The 25257-nt window shown below is 44.2% G+C and carries 23 protein-coding genes and 1 pseudogene; 20 read left to right on the top strand and 4 right to left on the bottom strand.

What is annotated here, in order from left to right; genetic code table 11:
* The 3 genes and pseudogenes from ACJJIW_RS20985 to ACJJIW_RS20975 form a co-directional block, all read left to right on the top strand.
* Entirely contained in the window at window positions 1-1326 is a 1326-nt protein-coding gene (locus tag ACJJIW_RS20985) for a hypothetical protein (protein WP_444936267.1), read from the top strand.
* Window positions 1327-1333: 7 nt separating this feature from the next.
* Complete coding sequence (locus ACJJIW_RS20980; RefSeq protein WP_444936266.1) at window positions 1334-2221, top strand: DNA adenine methylase; 888 nt, start codon at window positions 1334-1336, stop codon at window positions 2219-2221.
* A 291-nt stretch (window positions 2222-2512) separates the two neighbouring features.
* Window positions 2513-2689, top strand: a pseudogene (locus ACJJIW_RS20975) (IS256 family transposase); the annotation flags it as partial.
* Window positions 2690-3158: 469 nt separating this feature from the next.
* On the opposite strand, the gene ACJJIW_RS20970 reads toward ACJJIW_RS20975, so the two are convergent.
* The 3 genes from ACJJIW_RS20970 to ACJJIW_RS20960 form a co-directional block, all read right to left on the bottom strand.
* Window positions 3159-4145 carry a transposase gene (locus ACJJIW_RS20970; protein WP_444936265.1) on the bottom strand — a complete coding sequence of 329 codons (987 nt, stop codon included), beginning with the start codon at window positions 4143-4145 and terminating at the stop codon, window positions 3159-3161.
* 192 nt (window positions 4146-4337) lie between these two features.
* A complete protein-coding gene (locus ACJJIW_RS20965; RefSeq protein ID WP_444936264.1) occupies window positions 4338-4661 on the bottom strand; it encodes a hypothetical protein in 324 nt (107 codons plus the stop codon).
* Window positions 4662-4797: 136 nt separating this feature from the next.
* Window positions 4798-4932, bottom strand: coding sequence for a hypothetical protein (locus ACJJIW_RS20960; protein WP_444936263.1), 135 nt, complete (start codon window positions 4930-4932; stop codon window positions 4798-4800).
* Between the two features lie 217 nt (window positions 4933-5149).
* Between ACJJIW_RS20960 and ACJJIW_RS20955 the strand changes: the two genes are divergently transcribed.
* On the top strand, window positions 5150-5773 hold the full coding sequence (locus ACJJIW_RS20955; RefSeq protein ID WP_444936262.1) for an IQM protein middle domain-containing protein: 624 nt from the start codon (window positions 5150-5152) through the stop codon (window positions 5771-5773).
* A 1213-nt stretch (window positions 5774-6986) separates the two neighbouring features.
* Here the strand turns inward: ACJJIW_RS20955 and ltrA (ACJJIW_RS20950) are convergent.
* Window positions 6987-8285, bottom strand: coding sequence for a group II intron reverse transcriptase/maturase (gene ltrA, locus ACJJIW_RS20950; protein WP_444935414.1), 1299 nt, complete (start codon window positions 8283-8285; stop codon window positions 6987-6989).
* Window positions 8286-9006: 721 nt separating this feature from the next.
* On the opposite strand from ltrA (ACJJIW_RS20950), the gene csrA (ACJJIW_RS20945) reads away from it, so the two are divergent.
* The 16 genes from csrA (ACJJIW_RS20945) to ACJJIW_RS20870 all read left to right on the top strand — a co-directional run bounded on the left by csrA (ACJJIW_RS20945) (window position 9007) and on the right by ACJJIW_RS20870 (window position 25247).
* On the top strand, window positions 9007-9186 hold the full coding sequence (gene csrA, locus ACJJIW_RS20945) for a carbon storage regulator CsrA (RefSeq protein WP_444936261.1): 180 nt from the start codon (window positions 9007-9009) through the stop codon (window positions 9184-9186).
* A 1219-nt stretch (window positions 9187-10405) separates the two neighbouring features.
* Window positions 10406-10708 (top strand): hypothetical protein, encoded by a 303-nt coding sequence (locus ACJJIW_RS20940; RefSeq protein ID WP_444936260.1) that lies wholly within the window; start codon window positions 10406-10408, stop codon window positions 10706-10708.
* A 104-nt stretch (window positions 10709-10812) separates the two neighbouring features.
* A complete protein-coding gene (locus ACJJIW_RS20935) occupies window positions 10813-11220 on the top strand; it encodes a hypothetical protein (RefSeq protein WP_444925415.1) in 408 nt (135 codons plus the stop codon).
* 114 nt (window positions 11221-11334) lie between these two features.
* Complete coding sequence (locus ACJJIW_RS20930) at window positions 11335-11853, top strand: hypothetical protein (protein ID WP_282932065.1); 519 nt, start codon at window positions 11335-11337, stop codon at window positions 11851-11853.
* A 161-nt stretch (window positions 11854-12014) separates the two neighbouring features.
* On the top strand, window positions 12015-12305 hold the full coding sequence (locus tag ACJJIW_RS20925) for a hypothetical protein (protein ID WP_444936259.1): 291 nt from the start codon (window positions 12015-12017) through the stop codon (window positions 12303-12305).
* A 42-nt stretch (window positions 12306-12347) separates the two neighbouring features.
* Window positions 12348-12839, top strand: coding sequence for a hypothetical protein (locus ACJJIW_RS20920; RefSeq protein ID WP_444936258.1), 492 nt, complete (start codon window positions 12348-12350; stop codon window positions 12837-12839).
* Window positions 12840-14770: 1931 nt separating this feature from the next.
* Window positions 14771-15469, top strand: coding sequence for a zinc metalloprotease (locus tag ACJJIW_RS20915; RefSeq protein WP_282932068.1), 699 nt, complete (start codon window positions 14771-14773; stop codon window positions 15467-15469).
* A gap of 65 nt (window positions 15470-15534) precedes the next feature.
* Window positions 15535-15819 (top strand): hypothetical protein, encoded by a 285-nt coding sequence (locus tag ACJJIW_RS20910; protein ID WP_282932069.1) that lies wholly within the window; start codon window positions 15535-15537, stop codon window positions 15817-15819.
* 1677 nt (window positions 15820-17496) lie between these two features.
* Window positions 17497-17676, top strand: coding sequence for a carbon storage regulator CsrA (csrA, locus tag ACJJIW_RS20905; RefSeq protein ID WP_444893306.1), 180 nt, complete (start codon window positions 17497-17499; stop codon window positions 17674-17676).
* 1972 nt (window positions 17677-19648) lie between these two features.
* Entirely contained in the window at window positions 19649-20941 is a 1293-nt protein-coding gene (gene ltrA / locus ACJJIW_RS20900) for a group II intron reverse transcriptase/maturase (RefSeq protein ID WP_444936257.1), read from the top strand.
* Window positions 20942-21011: 70 nt separating this feature from the next.
* Window positions 21012-21509, top strand: coding sequence for a hypothetical protein (locus ACJJIW_RS20895; RefSeq protein WP_444893311.1), 498 nt, complete (start codon window positions 21012-21014; stop codon window positions 21507-21509).
* Window positions 21510-21697: 188 nt separating this feature from the next.
* Window positions 21698-23062, top strand: coding sequence for an IS4 family transposase (locus ACJJIW_RS20890; protein ID WP_507021872.1), 1365 nt, complete (start codon window positions 21698-21700; stop codon window positions 23060-23062).
* A gap of 39 nt (window positions 23063-23101) precedes the next feature.
* Complete coding sequence (locus ACJJIW_RS20885; protein ID WP_444893313.1) at window positions 23102-23575, top strand: netrin-like domain-containing protein; 474 nt, start codon at window positions 23102-23104, stop codon at window positions 23573-23575.
* Window positions 23576-23674: 99 nt separating this feature from the next.
* Complete coding sequence (locus tag ACJJIW_RS20880) at window positions 23675-23989, top strand: hypothetical protein (protein ID WP_444936256.1); 315 nt, start codon at window positions 23675-23677, stop codon at window positions 23987-23989.
* Between the two features lie 123 nt (window positions 23990-24112).
* Entirely contained in the window at window positions 24113-24553 is a 441-nt protein-coding gene (locus ACJJIW_RS20875; RefSeq protein WP_444936255.1) for an SUKH-3 domain-containing protein, read from the top strand.
* A gap of 439 nt (window positions 24554-24992) precedes the next feature.
* Entirely contained in the window at window positions 24993-25247 is a 255-nt protein-coding gene (locus ACJJIW_RS20870; protein WP_444936254.1) for a hypothetical protein, read from the top strand.
* Window positions 25248-25257: the final 10 nt, after the last annotated feature.

The raw sequence follows: 25257 nt of genomic DNA, 5'->3' as shown, positions 1-25257 counted from the left end.
ATGGCTTACAAAAGCTCGAGTGGATTACCGATGGAGCGTGCGTCGAAGATAGCGCATATGAAATTAATACAGGATGATTCTGTAATCGAGCTTTTACAATCATTTCATTCAGATGAGGTTCCGGTACAACCAGCAGGGTTAGAAGTGACAGGGAATATTTCTCCCTACGCTGAAGGCAAAAATTGTATACGCTATGTAGTTACCATCGATGGAGGCTTATCAGTAGTACCGAGCCCCGTTAAGCGAGAAAAAACACTTGCTTTTATTCAGGTCGGCACTTGTTTGCTGAAGGTGGATGACCTTAATGAAATGCAAGCAACTCCGATGATGGACCCCCGAGAGATACAAGAAAGACTGAATAAAATTTCTTATAGACCAACTATTTTGCCACTTTCAGGCGTTCGTCGTCCAGGAATGAGTGTCAAACATACAATTAGATCCTGTATAAATGGTGTTCTTTCAAGCGCATATACAAATCTATACCCAGTATTAGAGTTTTTGTTATTCAGAAAGTGGGATACGGCTGCTCAGTATAAACCTCCATCAATGGAGTGTTATGAGTGTAGAGCGACTATTGTAGTTCCCCAACGCTCAAAGCTTTTTTCTTGTTCCGATTGTGGTCATGAACATTTTCTGAGTGATTATTTACAGATTGGACAGGAAGGTAGTGAGGAATGGTCTAAAGAGGATACAGCTTATGCTTTGATGGCGGTCCTTGAGACTCTCTCTCTATTCGAAATCCCATCGTATTTAGTGAGCCATAATCGTGCGGAAGAGTTGAAAGAAATCCTTTTCGTGAAGGACGGTCCATTGCTGTTAAGGGCGGCGCTTTCTAGGTTGGTTGATCCAATTAGGGAGTTTGTTGCCTGGACGAGGGATTGTGGCTTTAGTCTTCATCTAGTAGGCGTAGAAAAAAATGGGGACTTCACAAATTTTTTCTCTGAGCATAAGGGAGTGTTTACGAATCAAGGCGATTTTTTCTTGCCGACAGTTCAGTTTCTTGTTGAAGAAGTTTCAGGCAGGCAGTTTGACACGGAAACATATCGCAATAGGGTAAATTATGGGGCAAAAGTAGCAATAAAGTTGGGAGGTCATCATCATGTTGTTTTAAATGTTCCGACAGGAGAGTTCTGTACTAACCCGATGCCCGCTGATTTGATTGGTTTTAATCGAATTGTACGAGCCTTATTTACATTGTTAAGTTCACGGTATGAGAATGCATTAATCCCACTGGTACTTGCAAATGAAGCGGTTTCATTGAGTAGAGAGCCATCAAGTGGAATATTAAAGGATTTTGTCGACAAAATGATTCCAGAGAACGCATAGAGTTAGCATGACAGTTCCATTTCTAAGGTGGGCCGGTGGCAAACGATGGCTAGCAAAAGATCTAGCCCCTTTAATATCGAAAGTTCTGAAAAGGAGATATATTGAGCCATTTTTAGGTGGTGGTGCTCTTTTTTTTGAGCTTCAGCCTCGTAGAGCGTATTTGTCAGATCTAAATGAAGATCTCATTTGCACGTACAGGGTTTTAAAAAAGTCTCCGGTCGAGCTTTTAAGCCGGTTAAAAGAGATTGAGTCTTCTAAGGATGTTTACTATACCGTCCGAGCTAGCAGACCTGACCATGATTTAGAAAAGGCAATAAGGTTTCTTTATCTCAATCGAAACTGCTATGGGGGAATTTACAGAGAGAATAAAAAGGGTGATTTCAATGTGCCCTTTGGTGGAGGGCAGAGAAACCATAAATGTCTTTGGGAGAAGGGATTGTTGGTGGCTTCATCAACAGTTCTTTGTAAGAGCCAGGTGTTAATTGCGAGTGGCGATTTTGAGGTTTCAGTAAAGTCTGCGGGTCAGGGTGATGTAGTTTACTGTGATCCAACCTATCGAAATTCTTCAAGAAGTCAGTTCGACAGATACGGCGCGAGCGTGTTTGACTGGGATGACCAAGTACGATTGGCGAGAGCTGCTCGTGAGGCTGCCGGACGCGGTGCTGTTGTAATTGTAAGCAATGCATTTTGTTCCGATGTAGCTGAACTTTATCCAGATGCACTGAAATTGGAACTAAAGAAATCTAAGTCTCTTGGGAACGCACCTAAAGATCTAACAAAGAACAAGGAGTTCCTCTTTGTGTTGGATCCGCTTGGAAGGATCGATCATTGGTGTTCGCTTTACCCTAAGAATGGGATGAAAATTAACGAGCTTGCATCTTTAGGTGCTGGTTAACTCTTTGGACGTGCACTGTATGGTTATTGACATTGAAAACGATTCTGGAATCTAAAGATTGGAGAGAGGTTTCAGTTACGCGATAAGCACTAGTTCAGGTGGTTGTTAATCTCTAAGGGACGTTAAATGTTGGATATTTTCGGTCAGGCTTCGGAAAGTTTTGTGTTTGGATAGGAAATCGGCAATCGTAGCGTCGAGTGCTTGGAGTAGGGTTAGATTAGCAGTGCATAATTGAAAGGAAGCACCGGCAGTTGCCAATGCCGTGTACTCAACGTTTAGTGAGCTGGCTACAAGCTCTTTAAGACTAAGGGCGGTTTCGCCAATGAGAATAGCTTACTGAGGCTTCTTTACACCGGTATACTAAAAACCTCCGAGTGCTGGATGAGCCCGATTCAAAATTGAAATCGGGCACTTCTACAGTTGGCGATCCGCTTTCCAGATCGCCTGGAGAAATACATCAGCCTATAGCTTCCTGGCTGACACAGAGTTTTGAACACTCTCAGATGCCCACACCACCCTTTAGTTGATAACCGTTAAGAAAAGGTGACTGCGCTCTCAGTCAAATCATAATACTGGGTATCAACCTTAATCCTAACAGCGCTACCAGTAGTATCAAACCAGCCAAGGTACTCAGTAACTTTTTGGCTTTATGGGTAGTGACCATCGCCTAACGTAAATCCTCTTTAATTAGAGTGCCCGCATCCAAAAAAACCTGAGGCTTAAAATGACCTTCCCAAAAGCTAACAAATCCAGGACACCCAAAGATTGGGGGAGAAGTGTCCGTTACATGGCAAGCACCAGCTTTGGTGGTTCTTCCTCTCTGATTTAGGGGTAAGGGGGGTGGAATACAGGGGGGGTTGTGTTCAGTCTGTAGGTAGCGCAATTTTTGGATATAAAACCGGCAATCGTGCTATCGAATGTCTGGAGTAGGGCTAGATTAGTGGGGGGTAGCTGAGAGGAAGCGCCGGCAGTCACCAATACCGTGTACCCAGCGTTTATTGAGCTGGCTACAGGCTTGCTGTACCACCTTCACTGATCCTACCAAGCCTTTAAAGCGACTTTCAAAATTTCGGTTGAGATAGAGCCAGTGCTTGGGTGAGATACCAAGCCGCTCCAGGATGGGAGGTGTGTTTTCGGCAATACAGCCTCGTTTTCTGGGATCTAAATGTCGGCCACTCCAGTCTACTAGCTCCAAATAGTGATCCAGCTGAAAAGGTAGCCCTTTCGGCATACTCAAACGCTCACCGCCGACAAACGGAAGTAGACTTTTGGGCTGCTTGCCTGAGACTGCGGCACGAATACGCTGTTGAATCGAAGTGTAATCGGAGTCTTCAGGGGTCTTGGCAATATTGGCACGGATCGGGTTGAGGTCTACATAGGCCATGCAGGCAGCAAGGGCTCTTTCATCTAGTAAGGCTTGGGACTTAAAACGGCCCTCCCAAAAGCGGCCTGTACAGTTGTCCTCAGCGTTGGCCTGGCGAGCGATAGATTCGTTTAAGCAGCGCATAAACCAGCTGATATCCATTAGACGCTCCCGCCATAGAGAATCGACTTCTTTTAGCCTAGTTACCTCACAGTGATCGAGGGTATCGCCCTGAAGATAGCGCTGAGCCAAGCTGGAAGCTTTGAACAGTTTTTGCCAGCGAGTAATTACCTCTTTGAGAGACCACTTGCTAGCAGCTTCTCTGTCGATATAGAGCACTATATGGTAGTGATTACTCATTACTGCATAGGCGGCAATATCTAACGCAAACACCTCGGCCAATTTATACATACGGCTTTCAATCCACTCGCGCCGATATTCGTAATCTTTTCCGGATTTACTATCTCTGCCACAGAGAAATGCACGGCGTACACAGCGGGAAACGCAGTGATAATAAGGTGTTGAATCCAGAGATATCTGGGTGCTTCGGGGTAGAGTCATCGGCGGCACGTGTATTGTATTGTATGAATATACAGTATCCTGAAGGGTTTCATCCTTTTGTCAATAGGGCTGGCGGTTTATACTTTCTATTTGGTGGGTGTCCAGAAATACGCTTGAGACCTGAATGCCCCTCCCAAAAGTGGCGACCCTACCTCTCCTCATAGCAGTTAGGCGGAAGTTTGTTATAAAACTCTACTCACTATGGTATTTGCCATAGCCCTCTGACCACTCTTGCTGATAGCCTTGCTTTTTGAAGTAACCTCTAAATATATGAAGTGCTTTTTCTAGCCAAGACTGAATATCTGAAATACCCTCAATCATCTTGCAATCTTTTTCGTCATCAACCGCTTGATCCGTCATTTTCCAGAAAAAGTAAGCCAAAGACTCTGCCTCCTCTTTACTATCTAAATTGGAGTTTCCAGAAACAACCGATCGAGCGATTTCAGAGTTTAGTTGTTTCGTATAATACAGAACCAATGTCTTTGCTGGTTGATTATATTCATTGAAATTTATCATGCTTTATAGGTCTCTAGTGGCAAGTCATTCATTATGGCCACTCTTTAAGCTCATGGAGCTTTTCTATTTCGCTAGAATCGAGAGTGTTCCCTTGAAGATAGCGCTGAATTAGTACGGAAGTTCTTAAGCGCCCTCATCAGGGAGTAAGGATCTCGGTATCGGACCAAGTTTTGGCGGCTTCTGCGCTGATATAGAACACAATATAGTAGTGGTTGCTCACCACAGCATAGGCTGCAACATCGAACGCAAAGATGGCGACTAGCTTTTGCATTCTACCCTCAATACACTGATGCCGACTCTCAAAATCCTCTCCGGGTTGGGTATCTTTCCCACAAAGAAAGGCCCTGCGTATGTAACCAGAAGCGCAATGATTTACATTGGAGTCAAACTTACGAATGGAGATAGAAATACTCTTGAAATAGTTATCAATATGACTAGCTATTATTGATGGCTACCTATTAAGCGCATTTATAAAGGAGATAACTGCCATGCCATACAAAGAACTTGGAATGCTAAAAGATAGCGGTTTAAGTAAAGATACTTATAGTGGAGTTGTTGTGCCCTATATGAGTGAAGCTGAAAGAGAAGAATATCAGGTTACGATACAAGGTGGGCTTCTGTTTTGGCGCGGAGAGAGACTTAATACCAATCCTGGCGGATCTTGGGCATTCGTTATGGATAAGAATGGGCGTATCTTTTGTGGTAACAAAAATGGTGACATTCAGCACCATTCAGCATTTTTCTCGGGGCGACCAGTTGCTGCGGCTGGGCATATCTCGGTGGTAGGTGGAATAATAGAGCATATTAATAATTTCAGTGGCCACTATCAGCCGACTAGCGATTATATGGAGCAGTTTAAAGAAGAACTGGAAAAAAATAATGTTGACTTAAGTGAAACTGAAATGGATTTTGGGATTTCGTCAAAAACCTGTAAGTTGCGCTTAAAAAATTTTCAAGATCAGAATTATAGAGGCAAATGGTATCAACGTTTTCGCGGTACTGTTGTTAGAGAAACTGTCGATGGGAGCGAGGATACTTATACCGGCCGTACACATATTCAAGGGCAAAGGTTAAGGCTTTATCCTGATGGCCCTAGATGGCAGTGGCTCTGATGTAAATAGCCATGAGAGCTTTCTGCAGATTCTTCATCTCTGACATAGTGGCAAGGGAAGTGGAATACCAGAATTGGCGTTCAGGCTTTGGGAAGGCTGATTTGGGGTTAGGCCAGATTATAAGGAACGCTGAGAGGAAGCTACTGGCAGTCACCTGCAAACTTTAATCTGCTTTCAAAATATGGTTGCTTCATAGCCAGTGGAGAGGTGAGGCATCAAGTATCTCGGATAGGAGGGCTGATACAGCACATCCTACCTCGTTTTTAAGGATCTAAATATCGGCCACTCCAGTCACTGGCTCGAAATAGTATTCCAACTGAAAGGGGAGTGCTATAGCTTCCTTAAAGCGCTCACCACCAATAAATAAAGTAGAGCTTTGGGTTGCTCACTAGATACGACTGTGCGAATGCGCTGTTGAGTACAAGTGTAATCAGAGTCTTCAATATCTTGGCAATACTGGTAAGGAGAGAGCTAAGCCTGGAATTTAAAATGACCTTGCCAGCGGCTACTTGTACGGTTGGTTTTAGCCCAAAATAACAATGCAATAGCACTAATTTGGAGAGGTGACTTGCAAGATGGTAACTCCACGCTGAACTCAATATTTATCCCTACAACGGAATCCTGCTCTTCCAGTATTCAGCAATGGAGTGTGGATACGAGTATAAAACTAATGAGCCAATTAAATTATTAGTGAACTTTCACATTCCCCGGCTTTGCCTTTAGTTAGCTGTATGACTGAGAGCATTACTCTTTAATCTTTTAAGGAAAGCATGGAGTGCATTTCAATGTGAATTGAGTTTTCCAATGGTTGATTGAGATTTCCTTAACCGAAAATAACCAAAAATATAGGCGCGGAAATAATCTTATTGGAATTTATTCAGTTTGTTTCAATCTCAAAGCTGCGTAAAATCGATAGATGTTTTTGGTATTTTGGCCGTAATAGAGCGAGCCTTTTAAAAGGCTTCAGAAGTTTAAAAGATTTTGAAAGCTTCGATAGAGCCGAGAATTTTCTAAAAGACCCATTCCTCAAAGGAGAACGGTAGCGTGACGTAAGAGTAAGTAAAAGGCGCTGACCCAAGGTGCTAGGAACACCCGGGGCCAGCTAACCAAATTGATACGTAGACTATCAAAGGTCGAGTAGACCAAAGGAACTTCCCCTTCAGCCTCTCACAGAACCGTACGTGAACCTCTCAATTCATACGGCTCTTCGTATTCAGCACATTTTCAATCTTCCCATTCTCCAGTGTGCAAACAAGCCACGCATTTGTTGACGAACCTTTCCAATAAAGACCCAACTCTTGAAACAGCTTCGCTTCAGATGCTTAAACTTCTTCCTGGCCCAACGCATCAGCGTTTGGTCAAGATACTTCTGAAGTCGATAAACACCATATTTCCGCCCAAAGTGACCGTAGTAGTTCAGCCATCCTTGTATTGCTGGATTAAGTGCTTGTGCCATCTCCGACAGTGATCGATCCACCCAGTTAATCACACGCCATTGCCTAACCTTATCCTTGATCCTCTTGAAAGCTTTTGGGCTCATTGATGGACCAAAGGCAGTGAAGGTTTGTCCATGGCGATTCTTTGCTTTTCTGGGACCAAATCGATAACCCAGAAAGTCAAAATGGATCACAGGGTGGTTGTCTTTGCGGTTGCTGTTCTTGCAATAAACCTTGCGGGTTTTCTCTGGATGAGCTTCAAGCCCGCAGGTAGTCAGGCGTGCTTTTAGAGCCGCCAGTAAGCGATCCGCCTCTCGAGGATTACGACAATGGTAAACAGCATCATCCGCGTAACGCTCAAAAGGAATATCTCTGTGCGTTCTCACCATCCAGGCGTCCAGCGCGTAGTGCAAAAACAAGTTTGCCAGTAGCGGGCTGATTACACCCCCTTGTGGAGTACCTTGTGTTCGCTCTTCAAGCTGTCCGTCCCGATGTTGTACTGGAGCCGTTAACCAGCGCTGTACATAGAGTCTGACCCACCGATGATTATTATGTTTATCTAATGCCCTCAGCAGGAGTTCGTGATTAATATTGTCAAAGAAACCTTTGATATCTAAATCAACTACCCAGATTCTATCCCAGCATCGTTGTCGAGCTCGACGCACTGCGTCTATAGCAGATCTGCCTGGCCGATAGCCGTAGGAGTCGGGGTGAAATACCTTCTCCAATTCTGGCTCCAGCAGTTGCTTAGCCACCATTTGTGCAATGCGATCTTCGATTGTGGGGATACCCAGTGGTCGCAGGCTGCCATCGAGTTTCGGAATATCCACTCGTTTGACGGCTGATGGAAAATAGCTGCCAGATGACATCCGATTCCATAGCTTGTACAGGTTTTTGGCGAGATTCGATTCATATTGCTCTATCGTTATCTCATCAATCCCCGCTCCGCCGCCATTGGCCTTGATCTGCTTCCACGCTTCCCAAACCGCTCGCTTGGGAATATTGAATGGCTTTGCGCTAATCGTTAATTCCTCCCCATCTGGGTTGATTACACGGTTAGTCGCCGAATACGACAACCCCTTCGCTCCACGTCCATTACAGCCGCTTCTCCACTACTACGGGTTGTTCCGCCCCTGTGACCAGTCTTGGTACTCAACGTCTTGCAGGGCCTCTACTTGACGCTCTTCCTTAACACCTGGACGACAGGTTCTCCTGTTCCACCCAAAAGCCTGTTGTGTGTTCACGCCACCTCTATGCCGGATGCCACTCGGTCGGTAAACAGGTAACCTCCAAGCTTATCCCCGCACTTAGCCAGTGCACGGGTTTTGACATCATCTTGGTAATACGCTTTCGACACCTCATCAGTGGTTCATTTGCATTCGTCTCTACACAACATACCTGACGTATCTCGTACGCCTTTTCCTCAAGCGCTTCTAACCAAAGCTCTTTACTCCGATCACCTTGAGGGGGTTTGTTATCACTTCCTGCAAAGCGATAACGGAGGGCCGACCTCCATCTCCTGGATAGCACGTATTTTTTTTTATTTATAAAAAAAAAAAAAAAATACTCAGGACGCACTGGCTATATGCATAGTACGCTAGAAACCCGCTCGTCTTCAATAAAGTGGAGTACATTCAGCTGCTTGGGATCTGTTCCCAGGCCCTGGAAGCCTAGCGCCCGCCTTTTCCTCTTCTCTGCCTACCGCCCCCGCGCACCACCCCACATTTCCTCCAAACGTTAAGCCCAAGCTTCCCCACCCCGGAAGCGCCCAAACTTTGACCATTGAAGGAAATAAGTATGTTGATCTTAAAGCGACGGACAGGTGAACTTCTAAGGATTGGAGCAAATGTCTCAGTCACAGTGTTGGAGGTGAAAGGCAATCAAGTGAAGATAGGCATAAGCGCCCCCAAATCACTCCCCATCCACCGTGAAGAAATCTATGTGCGGATCAAAAAGCAGCTGAGAGCAAAGACCTGAATATTCTAAAAAGGGTAGGGCGACTTGAGGCGCCCAATAATTGAAAGCGGGATTCCAAGAAGAATCATTGCGTCTCTGTTCGTAAGGCGATATGCGCGCTCTGAATCGAATGCCTCTAGGGTGCCAAAGGTGATTAGGTAGCGAACTCGGAGTGGCCATGCTGATGTCTTGGAGGTGTTTAACAAGCAGACCCTCTTATCCGACAGGAAGAGAGGGTAGGCAAGCCTTACCAGCGCCAAAAGACGTGTACTCAATGCTTGGCTTGCTATACAAAGATCCTCCAGATGAATGTCGCCGAGCCAACCAGCTGCTTCAAGTAACCTCCGGGATTGCACTGAAGACAGAGCCTAGGCTAAGTGAAGATGCCTAGCCTTTTGATGAAGGAAGAATATTCCCCTCAATGCTCACTAGCTCTTGTGTACTGAGTCAGTGATCAATCAAGCTGCCAGCAAAGGAGGTTCCACTTTTGAAGGAATCTATGCTTTGGTTTTTCTGCTCCTCGCAGCTCATCCTTTCCTGGATGGAGCATCAAGCGGCTCGCCTAACATACAAGGTGCCGCTCCACATCGCTAGATTTCAATCCATCACGCTCTTCCGAACCTGTATAGCCAGCCCCTCAGAATCGTTATCGCTACTTACAAGGATGGTAGTAATGGAAACCCTGTTGACGCCAGGTGATAAAAAACCAGGAGATCAATAAGGTTGGGGGAGTGAGGTGAGTGAAGGTGCTGTATATCGACTTGTGTTTACAAGACAGTGAAGTATAGATTTACAGCTTGGATGGGAGGCTATGCCTGATGATATGGAGCACACCGTGCGCAAAAGCCTATGAATGATCGGGTTGTTTAGAGGACATAAGTGGCTAGCTAGCCATAACCCCCAGATTATCAGTTTTCGGCTATGTAAATTGGTTGGTGTTGATCGAAAAGTGTACAGCTGTACTTTCAATAACAAAAGCCAGCAGAAGCTGCTCCTACTTCTGGTTGAAACTCAGTAACTCATTGATACTTAAAGGGTGCCAAAGGTGATGTAAAGCTGAGAAAATACAGAATTATAAAGGCGCTGCTTTGTATATATTCTTGCGCACTTGCACCGAATCAAGATAAGTTATTGATTATATTGGTTTTTTAGCTTTTAGGAGAGGTGGGGCATAGAAATATAAAGCGGGCTGATATAAAGAAGCTTCTTTTGAATTAACAGTTAGCTGTCTGGGGTAGTCATGAGCGAAGTCGCACAAGCTGGTGGGAAAGTACTGGCTTTGTGGCTAATTCTATTTTTGATGTTGGCCTACTTTGTTGTCGGAGCACTATCAAATGGAATAGTTATTCCCTGCCGAGATGGTACGTTGACTTTAACAAGGCAAGCCGCGTGGGTAGCCTGTCTTTTCTCATTGTTTTGGTTGTCGGGTGATATTATTCGCCACTATCCGGGCATAACATTATTTAACACTAAACGTAAAGTCGTTGCCTCAGCGCTTACCGTCACAGGGGTAGGGCCGTTTTCTATGCAATCTATCCAGTAATCAACAGTTAACAAGTACATCAATCTCGCCAGCAGAGCTGGCTGGACTACAACAAACTGCCGCGCCGTTTACGGCCGGTTATGTGAACGTTAGGTATACCATTCATGAATCCGTACAAAGCACCTGAATCAGATATTGAGCTAGAGAAACTAGCTACTCCTACAAGTATCAAGATGGTGTACCTCCTCATAGCCCTAAGCTTTCTAATCTTCTTGATTGAAGAGTTTATCTACGTGCTTAGCTCTGAAACAGGAATACTCGACCCCTTTAATTACATATTCATCCCTATATGGGGTGCCATTTTGCTATGGGTCTCTGGCATGATCAGAAAAAGGACCGAGAATCCTAAAAGTACCTTCCTGATCTTGGCTATCGTAGTTGCCGGCATGAGTATTCTCACACCTCTGGGTGCTTACTCACTATATACGGGGATCGGCGAAGCTTCATGCTTTCTAGCGGTATACTATCTGCTAAACAAAAGAGCACCAGAACGCTGGTTTAAACCTGCCTAACAATCCAATGAAGTCTGACTACTAAGCGCCGCTGGGTTGGCACGAGGCCGTCCCTATTATAGGGGCCTCACTGGACAGTTTATTGGCGAGTTAGCCTCTACATGAGTTCAAGGAATGGAAGCAAGTATTTTAGATAGACCTCCATTGTCTGGAGAATTTGAAGAGCATTCATTCATAGAGTCAGGAAATAATACTCTGTGGGTTAAATTTTTGGATTCGGAATACTTGGAATGGGTTGGCGTCTTTAGCCAAGGTGATTGCGAATCAACAAATTTAGTGCTCCCGTTACAAGATAAACACCTATTTTTAATTGTTGCTGGTGGTCAAGGCTATCTTGTAGATCCAGATTCTAGAAAAGTAATGGCAAAAACAGATTGGGATATGATTGAAGCAGTCGCGTACAATGGCGAAACAAATTGCTTTGTTGCCACAGATGGATTGTGTTTGGCTGTTATCGAGGGAACTAACATGGTCTGGTCAGGTAATCGAGTATCCGCAGATGGTATTTCTATCGAAAAGCAAGTGGGTTCTACTGTGTATGGAAGAGTCAACGATCTTACAGCTGAGGGCTGTGAATATAGCTTTAATATAAAAACTAAAGAGTTCAACTGTAAGTGGGAATGTTTCTTCTAGTTCCAAAGACTAACAAGTTACTGTATTCAGGCACATACTGCTACGCTCATTTTTATATCTGTCACTGTGCACCATTTTCACACAAAAATGCTCCCTGCAGTATGTCCCGGTGAGCAAGACATTTTCGCAAGGCATTAAGGTTAAGACCAGTATCCATCAGAATGAAATATCAAAGTATTGAACAACATTTGTCTTCGGAGTTTGGGTATGATCAATATCAGCTCTCTGATCATGCAGTAAATCACCAGGAAGAAATTCTACGAAGTGAAATTTGTGGGTGTTTTATGTGCGAGGAGAATTTTCCACCAAGTGAGATTGTCCGCTGGACTGACAATGAGCAAACAGCTTGTTGTCCAAAATGTGGGTTAGGCAGCGTTGTTGTTGGGGCCTCTTCAGGTATGCCAGTAACTAATAAAACATTTTTAAGTTTAGTTGGTTTACATTGGTCATAAAAAACTTAACAAGTTTAGGCGCCTGTATTACGAGATTATGATATGAATCGACTAGCAATATTAACATATTTTTTGTGTGCCTCAGCTTTTGGCTACGATACAACTTTATTACACGTTCACGAGCTAAAATTGAAGGGCGTTCTTCCTGAGCCTTATAAGGAATTTTTTCTCGAAATAGAGCTTGACGAAAATACGGATAATGTCAGAATTTTTAATCTTAGAGTCGGCGACAAACAGATTAAGATACCCGCTGCTGAGATGAAGAAACTTAAGGACGTAAACTTGGGTAGCTTAAGAACAGAGTATGGTATGTTCGGGCATGTTTTTCCGGATGTTGGAGATCGAATTTATATTAGGATGTCAGTAGGAGACTCAAAATATATCGAATGTAAGGGAGCAGAGGGAGTTGATGGTAAACGGGCTTTCGATACAGTATTGATTGATATCAAACCCGGCTCACCAATTGAGGTAACAAGTGAATCCAATTACATTCATTTTATTGGTTCGTATATCCCGTGCTATCGCAGCTCATAACAAAGCGTTACAGTACTTTGTCTAAAGTAGAGGGTCTTTTGTGATCGCAATATCAATATCAAAAAAGTCCCCCAGTTTTGGTCGCGGCTAAACGTGGCGTTGTATACTTCAGCGGAGAGATATGAGTAAGTGGCTTTATCTTTTAGTTATTTTTATACTAGCCGGCCTGCTTTATCCGGTAATCTACCTCCTCGGCCTAGAAAGGTTATGGGGTGGGGCTTTACTGAGGGGCCCGGAGTTCATCATATATAGCGTACTGATAGGATTCCTATTGTATCCGTTCATAGAGGGCTACAGGCGCTATAAAACAGGTAGTCGCTCATTGGCTGCTATTTTTTTCATTTTCGGAATAATTTTACCAGTTATAAGTGGCGCTTTTTTAATACTTTTATTTGAATCTATGTTGAAGTCTAGAAGCCATGGATAACAAAGCGACGCATAACCAGGTCGAACAAGCTCGCCCAGCCATGTACATGTCATAGGGCATGCTGTTCTCATGTGTTATGTGGGTATGGTAGCTACTGCCGTCTTTTGGTGGACGATTCGGTACTATGCCTAACGAGTAAAAGCACCGGGCGCACTGGCGTGCGCTCGGTACATTTACCCCCAATACTCTAAATAGTTGATAAGATAAATGAGAAAATTATCACCTGAAGCTTTACTTACAATCGGCACTATCATTCTGTTGACATTACTCCCACTTCTGGTTGGATGGCTGCTGGTAAAAACCTACAGACTTATAAAGCCAATTCAAGAGAAAGAGCTTACGGGCCTTGCAAGTATAGGGGCGCCAAGGCGGGATAGTTTTTTCAAATTTGCAGTCTCAGGGTGGGCTGTCTGCGGCCCAATCTACTATTGGGTTTTCAGTTCTGGAATTCTTGGTTAGCGCCATGTTTAACAATCACAGGCCATTTTCTGTGGACCCCATACTTCTATGAAGTACTTCATAATATTATATTTTTTAGTTGCTTGTATTGGATGTAATTCGACTTCTCCATATCGACAGGTTGCGAAGGAAATAGTGACCATAGATTTGGGAGATTTTGGTGTAGGGTTATCTGGTTGTTGGGTTGAGGACTACCGGAGTGAATGTGATTCATACGAATCAATGGAAATGTGACGTTCGAGCGGACAATTTTCGCTTGCATAGATTCTCTAGAAGAAATGAGTAGGGAAATATATGGCCCTAAATCATGGCCGAAGGACTCGATGGCTACAATCCAGCTTGTTGCGTGTATGAGAGAAAATGGCTGGAAAGTAGTTGTGATGGAAATCGTTTCTACTTAGTAAAATTATATCAAGCGGATGTTATCGCTCTTGTGGAATTGGGGCAGCCCTTGAGCTTTTCCAATTCAGCCCCAAAGACAAATGTTAAGTCAATTAAGTATCAGAGAAACGGCAATATTGCACACCCAAAGATTAGTGTAAGGGGTACCTGGGCACTCCAGGGTAAAGTCATTGGCCTATAGGTACTGCGGTGGACATATATAAGTAATTTTGCGGGGTTCCCACCTTTGTCAACAGGATTGTCGGATTATGAACCTTGTTTGGTGGGTGCATGGGATTGTGGTCGAAGATCAACCTATTAACACCGAAGATATCTGGACAGGTTATGATTGCATGTTCATAAGCTGGCTGCCCTCTCTAGCTTAGGCTAGGCCAATCGAACTGGCGGAAGGGCTCAAAAGCCTTTCCGTTGATCGCTATGATCTTTATTACACTATCTCTGAAACCAGTCTGATCTGGGTGAGAGCCCTCAAGGGCAACCGGGACAGCACCGCTATAATTCTGAGGCCGTAAGTATCAATGATTAGTTTAACTGTCTAAATCTGACTTCGTGTGAGGTAATATTTCAGATCTTCTCTTAAATTAGCCTTGAGTGCGATTACACTTCATTACCTGTAGTTGATATCTGAACTTCGGGGGGAATAATGATGCTCGTTGGTTTTTTTGTGAAATTGATATTTATTTTCTTAGGGGAACGCATGTCAGTGCTAAGGTCAGGAGAGACTGTTATAGCTTCAGAAACGGATGTTCGATCTGGAACTATAGGGTATGGTGGAGTCAATGATGCATTCGATTTATATCTGGTGAAGTTGGCTAGTGGAAATTATTTACTTATAGTTTTTATGAAGATCCAGTTCTTCTTTGAGGATGGAGAAGGTGGTAAGTGGAGTTCATCAGAAAAGTCACTTTTTGTTAGTCGGTGGAAGCTTGCTATACAGAACAAGTGGGGTGGAAGAATACTTAAATATCTGACATCTGGAAAAGCTATTGGTATAGATTTTAGGTTTGAGACGCAAATAGGTGGCTGGATGTTGGATCACTGGGAAATAACCGTAGAAAAGGTTAGCAAGTTTGCTGTAAGTAGTGTTAATCCTGTAATGGGAACCGTTGCACTGGATAGTCAAGACTTGAAGCTTGTAAGGAAGTCGGGTGGTCAACGGCAGCGTGGTGCAGTCCATGAGTTTGGTCACATGCTTGGCCTTGAAGATGAATATCATAAATCAAGTAAGCATAATGGGGACTATAGATCTGTTATGAATAGTGGCGAAACAGTACTTAAAAGGCATGACAGTACTCATATGAAATGGTTAGAAAGTAAATTAGCGAATCATGGTATTTCATAGTGCTTAAAAATTTATGCTTAATATTATTGGTTTTTAGCCTGGTATCCTGCGGCAGGGGAGATAGTATGGGTGATATAAAAGTCCTAGCATCAAAGGTCGTTTCGAGCTCTACGGCCCAGGAGGAAGAGCGAGCTTTAGAGAGTGTGTGGGAATATGTTTATAAAAATAGAATTTACGTTGAGATATTATCAGTGGATTCTGAAGGGGGTAAAGCTGATATTAATAATCTTGAAGGTTTGAGTGGAGTGGTTAAAGTTCAAGCTATATTTTCAAAGGGTGATCAGTCTTTTACTTTAGAGTGGGAGCCGCATGAGTTAGATAATGTGTTTATCCTATATAGAGAAAAATAGGTGGATTGATCTGATCTCGTAGATAGAAAATTCTTTTGCGATCGTCTTATGGTGTCAATTGTTTGGTCGAGACTGGGGCGCGAGAGAAGAGTATTTTTTACAGCTTTTGAGTTAGTGGGTGTCCGAGATGGCAATTCTGGACACTCAATGATCACGATTGAGAACATTTATCAATTGAAAAGCATTTAGGTGAAGAACCTGACTTCCATACTAGTTGGTGAACTTTCAGAGGTTTGGCGTTAAAACAGGCGGTATGCTAGTCCTGATAGCCGCTTATCGGGTCAATTAGCAAGAGATTGCGCAAAGAGCTGCACAGCGAGCTAGCCGGTCCAGGTGAATAGGCTGAATTTAGCAGGAGGTGGGAAGCAGAAAACGCTGGCAATCGCGTAACCCGTTCATCCAGCATTTGTTTTTCTGTGCACAGACTTGGCGCACCACTTCCGCTGAGCCCACTAATCGCTTAAGTGGCTTTCAAAGTTGAGGTAGAGCTAGTGCTTTGGAGAGATGCCCAGCTGTTTTCGGGTAGGTGGTGCATCCGCTCCAATGGCCCCGCGCCTTTTAGGGGGCAGCTGTCGGCCACTCCAATTTACCAGCTCTAAATAGTGGTCTACATCTGAAAAGGCAAGCCTTTGGGCATATTCCGGCGCCGCCCCGCCAGCCAGCGGTAAAAGATTTGTGGTTTGCTCACCTGAGATTGCAGTATGAATGCGTTGCTGGATTGAAGTGTAATCGAATTCCCCTGGAGCTTTAGCTATGCCAGAACAGACAAGGTTGAGGTCCACGTAACTGATAGAGCTAAGCCTAAAATCTAAAACGACCTTACCAGCGGCTACTTGTACGGTTGGTTTTAACCCAAAATAACCAAGCAATAGCGCTAATGTGGGGAGTTGACTTGCAAGATGGTAACTTCACGCCGAACTCAATATTTATCCCTACAATAGAATCCCGTTCATCTTGTATTTAACCAAGGGATGCGGCTACAAGCATAAAACTAATGAGCCATTTAAATCATTAGTGAACTTTCACAATCCACGATTTTGCCTTTAGTTAACTATATGAATAAGAGTATTACTCTTTAATCTTTTCAGAAAATCATGGGGTAAATTCCAGTGTGAACTGAATTCTCCAATGGTTGACTGAGGCTTCCTTAGTCAAAAATGTATAAAAATATAGGCGCGAAAATAATCTTATTGGAATTTATTCAGTTTGTTTAAATCTCAAAGCTGCGTAAAATCGATAGATATTTCTGGTATTTTGGCCGTAATTGAGCGAGCCAATTAAAAACGCTTCAGAAGTTTAAATAGTATTGAAAGCTTCGAGAGAGTCGAGAATTTTCTAAAAGACCCATCCCCTCAAAGGAGAACGGTAGCGTGAAGTAAGAGTAAGTAAAAGGCGCTGACCCAAGGTGCTAGGAACACCCGGGGCCAGCTGACCAAATTGATATTCTACCTATCAAAATGGCTATATGGATAATACGCTAGAAACCCGCTCGTCTTCAATAAAGTGGAGTACATTCAGCGGCTTGGGGCCTGTTCCCAAGCTCTGGAAGCCTAGCGCCCGCCTTTTCCTCTTCTCTGCCTACCGCCCCCGCGCACCACCCCACATTTCCTCCAAACGTTAAACCCAAGCTTTCCCACCCCGGAAGCGCCCAAACTTTGACCATCGAAGGAAATAAGTATGTTGATCTTAAAGCGACGGACAGGTGAACTTCTAAGGATTGGAGCAAATGTCTCAGTCACAGTGCTGGAGGTGAAAGGCAATCAAGTGAAGATAGGCATAAGCGCACCCAAATCACTCCCCATCCACCGTGAAGAAATCTATGTGCGGATCAAAAAGCAGCAGAGAGCAAAGGCCTGAATATCCTAAAAAGGGTAGGGCAACTTAAGGCACCCAGTAATTAAAAGATGGGATTCCAAGTAGAATCATTGCGCCTCTGTTCGGTAGGGGATATACGCGCTCTGATTCGAATGCCTCTTGGATGCCAAAGGTGATTAGGTAGCGAACTCGGAGTGGCCATGCTGAAGTCTTGGAGGTGTTTAACAAGCAGACCCTCTTATCCGACAGGAAGAGAGGGTAGGCAAGCCTTGCCAACGCCATAAGACGTGTACTCAATGCTTGGCTTGCTATACACAGACCCTCCAGATGAATGTTGACGAGCCCACCAGTTGTTTAAAGCGGCTTTCGGGGTTGTGCTAAAGCTAGAGCCCACGGCTGCCAAGATATCTAGCCTCATAGTGATGGAGGAATATTTCCGTCAGTGCTCCCTAGCTCTTGTGCGCCGAGTCAGCGATCAATCCAGCTGCCAGCAATGGAGGTTCCACTTTTGACGGAATCTGTGCTTCCCTTCATGCTTTCCCGAGCCTGTAGTCAGCCCCCCAGATTCGTTGTTGCCACGTATAAGGGTGGTAGCAGCGGAGAACCTGTTGACGCGGGGTGACAAAAATTAGGAGATCAATAAAGTAGGGGTAGAAAGGTGAGTGGAGGTACTGTATATCGACCTGTACTTACAAGAAAGTGAAGCTTGGGCTTACAGGTGGGGAGGAGGTCGCGCCTGATGATATGGAGTACACCGTGCGCAAGCGCCTGTGAGTGATGGGGCTGATTTTAGGGTATAAGTGGTAGGCTAGACATAACTCTCAGATCGTCGGTTTGTGGTTATATAGATAGGTTTTGATTGAAAAGTATACAGTTGTGCACTCTACAACAAAATCAGCAGCAGCTGCTCCTATTTCTAGGTGAAACTCCGTAACTCATTGATACTTAAAGGGTTCCAAAAATGATATAAAGCAGAGAATATACAGAATTATAAAGACGCTGCTTGGTATTTATTCTTGCATATTTGCGCCAAGTTACGATAATTTATTGATTTTATGAGCTTTTTTGAGTCCCCAAAGGAAGTGAGGCATAGAAATATAAAGCAGGGTGATATAAAGAAGCTTCTTTTGAATTAACTGTTATGTGTCACCGTTAGCACAAGCTTGGATATTCAACAGAAATATGGATTTTCAATAGGTCGCATGAAAAGTTGGTTCATACCCGTTTCAATTGTTCTTGTTCTGCTCGTACTTGCTGTGGGCGTGCCGGCCATCATGCTTCAGTTAAAAATAGATAAGTGCTTAGATAGTGGCGGTAAGTTCATGTATGACAGTAAAGAGTGTGAGGTCGTAAAGTAGTTAATGTATCCAACACATAACAAGCAGCGGCAGAGCGACAGCCAACGCTACGCACCTTTTGTGTTACTCGCTGGCGCTCAAACATTAACACAAATTGCGCTCCGCGCTGGCTGCGCCTGCGCTGGGCGTGTGTGCCAGGCATGGCATTTAACTAGAGAGGTGAAAGTCCTCTTACCAGGTATTCGTGGAGCCGAAGGTTAGCGAAAGGGCAAGGTTAATATCGCGAGGTATTAGCTGGAGGAAGCCCAACGCAAATTCACGGGGTGATGAACAAGAACTGGATATGAGGTGTGACGCAGGTGGAGCCAGTGGGCACGTGACCATAAAGCTCTCCATCCACAACTGGCCTGCGTTTTATAAATCCAGCATCTACGTGAAGAAAGTTAAATGTCTTACCCTGGGAGGTCTATGGGTTGTTAATGGAATAACTGAAAACTGAGAGATTGGTTTTGACCGACCCATAGAAGTCAGCAGAGGGCATAGTAGGTAGATTTCGTGCTACTGAAGGCCTGAACAATTCTGGACAGTATTATTAATGCAGAGCTTGATGACTGCATCTGACAAGTAACTTAGTTGCCAGAAAAAAAATATTTTTTTCTGGATGAACATCAAACTGGAAACTTAATCATACATTGTCCAATTTCCCATCTCTTTTAATGCAGCGAATTCTAGATAGGAATAATCTGTTTCGAGCATTACAACAAGTTTCTCGTAACCAGGGTGCGCCAGGTCTCGATGGTATGACGGTAAAACAGTTGCCGGAACATCTTAAGCAGACCTGGATTGCTACCCGACAAAAGGTGTTAAGTAGTAGCTATCGTCCTCAACCGGTGAAACGCGTCTTCATACCAAAAGGCAATGGAGGCCTGCGTCCATTGGGTATACCCACTGTGCAAGATAGGTTGATCCAACAAGCTATCGCACAGATACTCAGTGAGCAATGGGAGCCGAAGTTTCATGCTCTTAGTTTTGGTTTTAGACCAAATCGATCGGCACACCAGGCGATTAGACAGGTCCAAAACTTTGTCCGGCAAGGAAAGCGCTGGACGATCGATATGGACTTGAAATCCTTCTTTGATGAAGTGAATCATGACAAGCTCATGCTAACACTGAAGCAAAGCGGAATACCGGCTGATGTGCTGGGGTTGATAAACCGATACCTAAAAGCGCCAACGGTAGTCGATGGCAAGGTAATAGCTACAACAAAAGGCGTCCCGCAAGGTGGGCCGTTATCTCCGCTTCTAGCGAATATTGTGCTTAATGAACTGGACTGGGAGCTGCACAAGCGGCAACTCAGTTTTGTACGATATGCCGATGATTTTCAAATTCTGGTGGGAAGTCGTCGGTCTGCAGAGCGGATAAAAGTAAGCCTTACGCACTTCATCAAATGTAAGCTGAAGCTCACAGTAAATACTGAGAAGAGTGCAGAGGATCACTTCTGGAAGCGGAGCTTTCTAGGATTTAGATTGCTGAAGAAGGATGCCCGGATAAAGGTATCAGAATCATCGATTAATAAATTGAAGGCAAAGATCAGAATGGTCACCCGCCGAACACGAGGCCGCAAGTTTACTCAGATCATAGAAGAGTTAAAGAAGTCCCTGCTTGGTTGGAAAGCGTACTTTGACATCAGTGAAGTACTGAGCCCTCTGAAAGATCTGGACAAGTGGATAAGGCGGAAGTTGCGATGTTATTTATGGAAGCAATGGGGACGTAGTGGTTACCGCAGATTAAGAAGGCTGGGTGTTGATCGCTTTTTAGCGTGGAACACGGCCAAATCAGCGCATGGACCATGGAGGCTAAGCAAAAGTCCTGCCCTTTACAGAGCATTGCCAAATAGATACTTTAGGAACTTGGGGCTGCCGGAATTGGCAGATAGGAAGGGGAATAGAATTGAACCGCCATGGTACGTGACCCGTATGCCTGGTGGTGTGGGAGGAGGGGCATCGTGAGGTGCCTCCCTATCCCGATTAAGTCATAGTAGAAATGAGATACGTGGAATCAAGTTATTGGAGATTAACGGTGCTAGTACTGTCGGTTACGGCAGTTCTGATTTTTTTCCGATTTCATATTTTTATCACGGTAACTCCATTCGAATGCTGGAGTTTTGAGGAAGTATGGGATTACCGCCCGGATCCATTGAATCCTTTTTGGATGTATACGATAGTTTTCCTGTTGCTTGCTATCTGGTCACTTTTGGAGTTGGTACTTGGTATAGTTGCAAAATCCCAGCGATTTGTTCCTTTTTTCTCGCTCGTTTTAATGATATCTGTTTTCTTTGGGCATATGCATTTTTGGCAATCATTCCAAGTTATGCGTGGAGAACAAGAGTTTAGTTACTTTACTCTCAAGCTGGTTCACTTTAAGCAAATTGGGCCAGAGGTTAGGCTTTCAGGTTTCCCTCCAAGCTGGCAGGAGTATGTGATCGAAAATAGGTGCGCTAAAGGTTTGGCAATTTCAAACATGTCAGATCAAGAGCGGAAAGAGCTTCATAGCAAGTACTTGAAGCTCTGGCAGTAGGGATTTAACAAGTTGCTGAAGTACACTCCGGTCGCAAAGATCGCGGCCTCCGTGGGACAACCTACACTGCGTTTCGGTTGCCCCTTAGCAAAGCGCTAAGTTTTATACATAAGTTTTTTTAGTTTTATTTTATAAATCAATAAGTTACAGTTTAACCCAGTAAGAACTATAGATTTGGCTGGATAATTATGCAGGACTGGGTCATGGACGAAATAAAAAATCAGGTTATGGGTGATACACGCTTGAATAAGCGCCTGTCTAATATTCTCAGTAATTTAAGTTCCGACCCAAAGAATAGTATTCCCTGCGCAAACAAAACTTGGGCAGAAACGTTTGCGGCTTATCGCTTTATCGAAAATGATAAAGTCAACTTTGACTCTATTATGAGCGGCCATAAATCAGCAACTCTTGAGAGAATCAAAGCGCAGCCCGTTGTTCTTATTCCTCAAGATACTACCTTTTTAAATTTTGCCACTGACCTAGAAAGTAAAGAGATGGGAACTCTTCGACGGAAAGAGACCAATCAGCAACTTTTGCACACCTCAATCGCTATAACGCCATCAAGAGTTAACTTGGGTGTTGTTGAGGGTAGTATGTGGCAGAGAGACAAGGAATCAAGCTCTAATTCTCGCTATACCAAGTCGATAAAGGATAAGGAGAGTCGACGCTGGCTAGACCATTACGAAGCGGCTTGTCAGATACAGGAGCGCTGCCCTGAAAGCACAATTGTGAGTATTGCTGATAGAGAAGGTGATATTCATGAGTGGTTTCAACGGGCTGAAGATCAAAGTGAACAGCGGCGGGCGAGCTATATCGTTCGAGCTAAGGCCAATCGCACTTTAGAGCTCGATGGAGAAGAAACAGTTTTGCTTTGGGATCATATGAATGAGCAGAAATCTGTTGGTCTATACACGGTAGACATTCCCAAACGGAATGGAGAACCTGGAAGAAAAGCCAAAGTCAGTGTATCCACTACTGAGATACGGCTACTTGGGAAAGGAAAATCTAAACGACCACTTTCTCTCTATGCTGTATTGGCCAAAGAATTAAACCCACCAGAGGGTGAAAAAGGCATTGAGTGGATGCTGTTAACTGATCTTCCAGTTGAAGACTTTAAGCAGGCGAGAGTTATCATTGAGTGGTATCGAAGCCGGTGGGAAATTGAAACCTATTTTCGGGTAGTAAAAGGCGGATGCCAGATAGAAAGTAATCGTTTTAGAACAGAGCAGCGATTGTTGAATTGTATTGCGATCTATATGATTATTGGATGGCGACTACATTCGATAACTACACAAGCAAGAAGTCTTCCTGATGAACCATGTACGAGTGCTTACTCTGAAAAAGAATGGCGCATGGTATGGATGATGCGAGATAAAAGTTGCCCACCGAATATACCTCCAAGCATGAGGGATATAACGCGTATGTTGGCAGGCCTAGGGGGATTTCTAGGACGTAAAGGTGATGGCGAACCAGGGGTTAAAACTGTTTGGCAGGGATATACCAAACTGCTCCATTATATTGAAGCAGCAGAGGCTTTAAATGGGCTTAAATGATGTGTATAAAACACAGGCAAAGCGTTGTGAGAATCGTAAATGAAGAATGTGGTAATAGCCCTTCTAATAATCTTGCCTAATGTAGCCATGGCATGCAGCTGCAGAGGTTATGAAATTGAAGAAGCTTTTAACGACTACGAGTTCGTATTTCGTGGCGTAGTAAAAAGCATAGGGAGTAAGTGGGTTTGGGAAAAAGGTTATTGGCTACCGAACAGCCTGAATAAAGTGAAGTTCGAAGTAACCAAAAATTACAAATCTAGCGCTGCTGAAAAGGTAACAGTTTTTACTCATCCTCAGTCTTCTGCTTGTGGCTTCACCTTTCAAGAAGGAGTTGAATATGTTGTGTTCGCATATCCCGGCTCTAGGGAATCAGCTGAGTATGGTATGGCCGTTGAGGGAGGGGCTATGGTATCAAGCTGTAGCCCCACAATTCATTACGAAACACGAGAAGAGTATTACGAGGTAGAAAGGCTGCGTGTCATTAAGTACCTTGAATCAAGAGCTGGCTCATAACAAGGGCCAGCACAATCGCCAAATGCAAAAAACGCATTTGGCTGGACTCGCTACACTGCGTTTCGCTCGCCTGTGTGGCCGGCGTTATGAGTCATGAGTATGGAACTAAGAAAAGCTAACGTGAGCAGGATTGCGATTTGGCTACTAGGTACATCAATGGTCTCCCTAGCTTACCTAATTGTTTTAGATGCAATTTTTGTTTTGTTTCTTAATGAGCAACAAACTTGGCTTAATACACTTCCATGGGGCGTATTTGTTCTGCCCATTGTTTGGGGTGTCATTACCTATAAAGGGCTTGTGAAATACAAGTATTTAGGGGTGGTCACGGGTTTATTCCTTGGGTATGTTGTGGCCCATCTGGAATTACTCTGGGTAGCAACTTCCTTTCATACTATGCTCGGGGGTTCTATTTAGAGTGAGCCAATACCAAGTAATTCATAACAAGTTGCTGAAGTACACTCCGGGCGCAAAAGTCGCGCCCTCCACCGGACAGTCTACACTGTGTTCCGGCTGCCGTTTAGCAAGACGTTAGGCTCTATGGATACCGAAGAATATATAACTAAATTATTTGTCGATGCAGGGTGGCATGAAGGTCGCCAAGTTGAGGGCCTAAATCAGACCTTAAGCGTATCTAGTGCCGGCCATAAAAATGCAGCTGCCGTACTGGCTGAATTCGGTGGCCTCAATGTGGGGGAAGTCGGCCCAGGGCGAGAGCTTTCCGCGAGTGACATATCGTTCAGAGCCAGGGCGTTTGATTTCGGAAAGGAGTTCCACAACTATTGGCAAAGTCTAGATGTGTCTTTGTATGCTTTTGCTTCAGCACATCACGACCATATGCTGCTACTAGTTGACGACCAAAATAACTTCTACATATTTACTGACCCTGACGAGCAGCTCTATAAAGTAGGCAGTTTCGAAGAAACAATGAAAAGGGTATTATTGGGTATCAATTATGGTGCAGCGCTTGAAAAAGCCTAACAAGTACATGTTGTTCGCCCATTTCGTGGGCTGGGCCCTCTGCACTGCGTGCTACGGCCCTAAATGCAGGCGTTATGTGTCGTAGAGATATATGGGAATATTTGAAGTATTCATGATCGTTTTCATTCCAGCTGGCACTCTGTTGTTGAATGCCTGGCGGAAGAATATGAACGGTACAAAAAGGTGGCCGCAACTTGCATACCTATTTGTATCATTGGCGATGGCTGGTTCGCCTTTGATTTATGTACGCAGCATAGCGCCAAACCACACGGCACTTGCGGTTGTATTAGCTGGAGTAGCGTTTTTTTGGTTCGCAATAGTTGGGGGGCGTAGTGCAAACACATAACAAGTTTGTCAACGATCGCCCTTCGGGCTGGACAGCATTAAGCGCTGCCTCGCAGCAAAGCTACCCGTTACAAAGGCGTAAAGGCAAGTAAACATGTACAAAGGCTTGTGCCATATATGTGATCGTCAGATTCAGAACACTGGATTTGATAAGTGTATGTATTGTGGTGCTGAGCTTTTAGAGAATCAGAAATTTACAGAGTCTGAGAAATCTGTAATCGAAGATAAGCGAAAAGCTGTAGAGAAAGAATTGCGGCAGAAGAAAGCAGCGCAAACAAGAGTGCCATCGTCAACTGATGGTTTTGGTGGTGGCATAGATTTTGGTTTCGGTGACTCAGGCTGCGATTAGTTGAGGCCTT

The sequence above is a fragment of the Microbulbifer maximicatervae (SeqCode) genome (genome assembly GCF_052467815.1).
Note: the sequence above shows the minus strand (reverse complement) of the source record. Positions and strands in the feature narration are given on the sequence as shown.